Annotated in this window: 4 protein-coding genes; all 4 read left to right on the plus strand. The window is 64.8% G+C overall.

Translation table 11 applies throughout. The annotated features are described in order from the left end of the window. A partial coding sequence (locus VJ604_RS05825) for an ASKHA domain-containing protein (RefSeq protein WP_324080578.1) occupies positions 1-975 on the plus strand: 975 nt, incomplete at its 5' end. Between the two features lie 284 nt (positions 976-1,259). Further along, positions 1,260-2,825: a bifunctional phosphoribosylaminoimidazolecarboxamide formyltransferase/IMP cyclohydrolase gene (gene purH / locus VJ604_RS05830; RefSeq protein WP_324080580.1), complete on the plus strand. Its 1,566-nt coding sequence runs from the start codon at positions 1,260-1,262 to the stop codon at positions 2,823-2,825. Positions 2,826-2,994: 169 nt separating this feature from the next. Continuing rightward, positions 2,995-4,266, plus strand: a complete 1,272-nt coding sequence (purD, locus tag VJ604_RS05835) for a phosphoribosylamine--glycine ligase (protein WP_324080582.1) — start codon at positions 2,995-2,997, stop codon at positions 4,264-4,266. 54 nt (positions 4,267-4,320) lie between these two features. After that, positions 4,321-4,827 carry a 5-(carboxyamino)imidazole ribonucleotide mutase gene (gene purE / locus VJ604_RS05840; protein ID WP_324080584.1) on the plus strand — a complete coding sequence of 169 codons (507 nt, stop codon included), beginning with the start codon at positions 4,321-4,323 and terminating at the stop codon, positions 4,825-4,827. Positions 4,828-4,830 lie beyond the last annotated feature (3 nt).

A 4,830-nucleotide genomic window follows, 5' to 3' on the forward strand; every position in this document is an offset into this window, starting at 1 on the left:
GGGAACCCCGCCATGGAACACCTCGCCCTCGGCCTGCCGGTCGCTTCCCTCGCCTATCCCCCCTTTCGCCCGCTCTTCACCCAGGGGAGGATGGCCACCACGCTGGAGCTCGGCTGGCGGCGCAATCTGCCCGCCTATCTCTTTCCCCTTCCCGGCGGCTTCGTGGGTGGCGACCTGGTCGCCTTTCTGTTCGGCCTCAGCCGCGCACCGCGCTCAGGGGCCCTCTATCTCGACCTGGGGACCAACGCGGAGATGGCACTCTTCGACGGCGAGCGCTTCCTGGCGACCTCGGCCGCGGCCGGCCCAGCCTTCGAGGGGGGTAACCTGAGCTGCGGCATGCCGGCGCTGCCGGGCGCCATCAGTGCCGTCGGCATCGAGGGCGACCGTCTCCGGCTCACCACCATTGCCGGGGAGCCCGCCCGCGGCATCTGCGGCTCGGGCGTGCTGGACGCGGTGGCAGCCCTGCTTTCCGCCGGGGTGATCGACCCCAGCGGCCGGCTCCTGCCACCCTCGGAGATACCGTCCAACCTCGCCAACCGGGTGCAGGAGGTGGAGGGAGCGCCGGCTTTCGTGCTGCACCGCGACGCCAAAAGGGTGGTCTACCTGAGCCAGGAGGACATCCGTGCACTGCAGCTTGCCAAGGGGGCGATGCGGGGTGGGATGGAGATCCTGCTCGAAAAGGGGGGGCTTTCTTTCGGGGAGCTTTCCGAGGTCGTGCTGACCGGCTCTTTCGGCGCGGTGCTCTCCCCCGAGATGCTAAAAAACGTTGGAATTTTCAGCGAAAACATGGTAAGAATCAGCGGATTTGTACGAGAGGGAGCGCTCGCGGGCGTGGAACGCCTGCTTACCGAGCCGGACGGCGTGGCCAAGGTGGAAGCCCTGGCGGCCACCGTTCGGGTGATCCCGCTCTCCGGCACGCCGGTTTTCGAGAAGCGGTTCCTGGCCAATATCGATTTTCCTAAAACTAAAGCCTGACCACAGAGGACTCAGAGGAATATCCAGAGAGGACACGGAGGAAAGGCTGAAATCCTTTAAAAGGCCGCAAACATGTCCCAGTTTTCGGTCATCATCTAACCTCGACGACGTTGTACATCAAAACCCTTCTTCCTGAAAAGGTTTTCTTCGTTCTATTTAAAATGTGATTTTTCCCTCCGTGTCCCCAGTGAGACCTCTGTGTCCTCTGTGGTCATGCTTTTTTGAGGGTCGGGTATAATTTTTTTCTGCGTGTAAAGATAAATTCAAACAGCAAAGGAGTAGTTATGGCAAAGATTGGACGCGCGCTGATCAGCGTATCGGAGAAGACCGGGGTGCTGGAGTTCGCCCGGGCCCTGGCAGGGTATGGCGTGGAGATCCTCTCCACCGGCGGTACGGCGAAGATGCTGCGTGACGCCGGAGTCCCGGTCAAGGACGTTTCCGAGTTCACCGGTTTCCCCGAGATGCTGGACGGCCGGGTCAAGACGCTGCATCCCAAGGTCCACGGCGGCATCCTCGGCATGCGCGAGAATCCGGCGCACGTGGCCAAGATGCAGGAGCACGGCATCGAGCCGATCGACATGGTGGTGGTGAACCTCTACCCGTTCGAGGCGACCGTGGCCAAGGAAGGGTGCACCATGGAGGACGCCATCGAGAACATCGACATCGGCGGCCCCACCATGCTCCGCTCCGCCGCCAAGAATAACCGCGACGTCACCGTGATCGTCGACCATGCCGACTATGACAAGGTGCTGGCCGAGATGAAGGAGAGCGGCGGCAGTGTCTCCCGCGAGACCAACTTCAAGCTGGCCGTCAAGGTGTACCAGCACACCGCCGCCTACGACGGCGCCATCTCCAACTGGCTGGGCGCCCGCACCGGCGAAGGGGTCGCCCCCTACGCCGACACCCTCACCGTGCAGTACCAGCTGGCCCAGGGGATGCGCTACGGCGAGAACCCGCACCAGTCCGGCGCCTTCTACGTCGAGAAGGGCTCCAAGGAGGCCTCCATCGCCACCGCCCGCCAGATCCAGGGCAAGGAACTCTCCTACAACAACATCGGCGACACCGACGCGGCGCTCGAGTGCGTGAAGCAGTTCAGCGAAGGCCCCGCCTGCGTGATCGTCAAGCATGCGAACCCCTGCGGCGTCGCGGTGGCCGGCAACATCCTGGAGGCCTACGAGGCCGCCTACAAGACCGACCCCGAGTCCGCCTTCGGCGGCATCATCGCCTTCAACCGCGAGCTGGACGAGACCACCGCCCGCGCCATCGTCGACCGCCAGTTCGTGGAGGTGATCATCGCTCCCAAGGTAACCGAGGCGGCCAGCGAGGTGGTCTCCGCCAAGAAGAACGTGCGCCTGCTGGAGTGCGGCTTCTGGCCGGAGCAGCCGGCTGCTCGCCTGGACTTCAAGCGGGTGAACGGCGGCATGCTGGTGCAGGACGCCGACCTGGAGCTCTTCAGCGAGCTGAAGGTGGTCACCAAAAGGGCGCCGACCGACGCCGAGATGGAAGATCTCCTGTTCACCTGGCGGGTGGCCAAGTTCGTGAAGTCGAACGCCATCGTCTACGGGCGCGGCAACGCCACCGTCGGCGTGGGCGCCGGCCAGATGAGCCGGGTCAACTCGGCCCGCATCGCAGCCATCAAGGCGGAGCACGCCGGTATTCCCGTGCAGGGGGCGGTGATGGCCTCCGACGCCTTCTTCCCGTTCCGTGACGGCCTCGACAACGCGGCCTCCGTGGGGGTCACCGCGGTGATCCAGCCCGGCGGCAGCATGCGCGACGCCGAGGTGATCGCCGCCGCCGACGAGCACAACATCGCCATGGTGTTCACCGGGATGAGGCATTTCAGGCACTAGGCAAGGATTAACGTCAAAAGCATGGAACACGGATGACGCGGATTGTGCGGATAACCGCGGATCAGGCAAAAAAAAGTCTTGGGGGTAACCCCAAATCTTGTAGGTTGACCCGTGAAAATCCGTTTAATCCGCGTCATCCGCGTTCCATTGCCTCTAAAGGAGTTTGCTTATGAAGGTTTTGGTAGTTGGTAGCGGCGGGCGCGAGCACGCACTGGTCTGGAAGATCGCCCAGTCGCCGCTGGTTGAAAAGGTCTACTGCGCCCCGGGCAACCCCGGCACCGCGCAGTTGGCGAAGAACGTGGATATCGCGGTGGACGACCTGCAGGGGCTTTTGGCCTTCGCCCTGGAGGAGGGGGTCGGCCTCACCGTGGTCGGGCCGGAGCTGCCGCTCTCCATGGGGCTGGTTGATCTCTTCGAGGAGCACGGCCTGAAGGTCTTCGGCGCCAGGAAGAACGCCGCCATCATCGAGGCGAGCAAGGCCTTTTCGAAGGACCTGATGAAGAAGTACCAGGTGCCGACCGCCGCCTACGAAGTCTTCACCGAGGTTGATCCGGCCATCGAGTTCATCGACAAAACCGGCATCCCCATCGTCATCAAGGCCGACGGCCTGGCCGCCGGCAAGGGGGTCATCATCGCCCAGACCCGCGAGGAGGCGGTGGCCGCCGTCACCGACATGCTCTCCGGCAACGCCTTCGGCGCGGCGGGCTCCCGGGTGGTGATCGAGGAGTTCCTCAAGGGTGAAGAGGCCTCCTTCCTCGCCTTCACCGACGGCAAGATCATCATCCCCCTGGCGAGCGCCCAGGACCACAAGGCGGTCTTCGACGGCGACAAGGGGCCCAACACCGGCGGCATGGGGGCCTACTCCCCTGCTCCGGTGGTGACCCCCGACATCCACGAGAAGGCGATGGCCGAGGTGATGAGGCGCACGGTGGACGGCATGGCGGCCGAGGGGCGTCCCTACCGGGGGGTCCTCTACGCAGGGCTCATGGTGGACGGAGGGGTGGTCAAGACCTTGGAGTTCAACGCCCGCTTCGGCGACCCGGAGTGCCAGCCGCTCTTGATGAGGATGAAGTCCGACATCGTGCCGATCCTGCTGGCGGTCGCCGAGGGCGATCTTTCCGGCGTGGAGGTGGAATGGCACGACAAGGCCGCGGTCTGCGTGGTGCTGGCAGCTGAGGGATACCCCGCTGACTACCGCAAGGGGGATGTCATCGCCGGCCTGGACGAGGCGGCCAAGCTCGAGGAGCTGGTGGTCTTCCATGCCGGTACCAAGCAGGGCGCGCAAGGGGTGGTGACCTCAGGCGGCCGGGTGCTGGGAGTGACCGCCCTGGGCGACAGCGTGCAGGAAGCCATCGACCGCGCCTACCAGGGGGTGTCCAAAATCAGCTGGCCCGGCATGCACTGCCGCAAAGACATCGGCGCCAAAGCCATCAACAGGTAGCTTTCGGACCCGTCCGACAGGTCTGACAGGTCCGACCTGAGAACAGGAGACTTTATGAGTAACCCGGTTGTACTGATTGTGATGGGAAGCGATTCGGACGTGCCGACCATGGAGGAGACCGCCAAGGTCCTCACCGAGTTCGGCGTCCCCTTCGAGATGCGCATATCCTCGGCGCACCGCTCGCCGGAGCGGACCGGCAAGCTCGCCCACGAGGCGGCCGGCCGCGGCATCCAGCTGATCATCGCCGCCGCCGGCATGGCCGCGCACCTGGCGGGGGTGGTTGCCGCGGAGACCACCCTGCCGGTGATCGGCGTGCCGATGGGGGGAGGACCGCTGAGCGGCATGGACGCCCTCTACGCTACCGTGCAGATGCCGGGCGGCATCCCGGTGGCCACCATGGCGATCGGCAAGGCGGGGGCCAAAAACGCCGCCCTCTTCGCCGTGCAGATCCTCTCCCTCACCGACTCCTCCCTGCGCGAGAAGTTCGCCGCCTACCGCGCCCAGATGGCGGTGGAGGTCGAGCAGAAGGACCAGGCACTGCAGGCTTCCAGGAGGCTCTAGCCC

Origin of the sequence: Geomonas sp. (assembly GCF_035254065.1) — a bacterium.
Classification (GTDB): domain Bacteria; phylum Desulfobacterota; class Desulfuromonadia; order Geobacterales; family Geobacteraceae; genus Geomonas.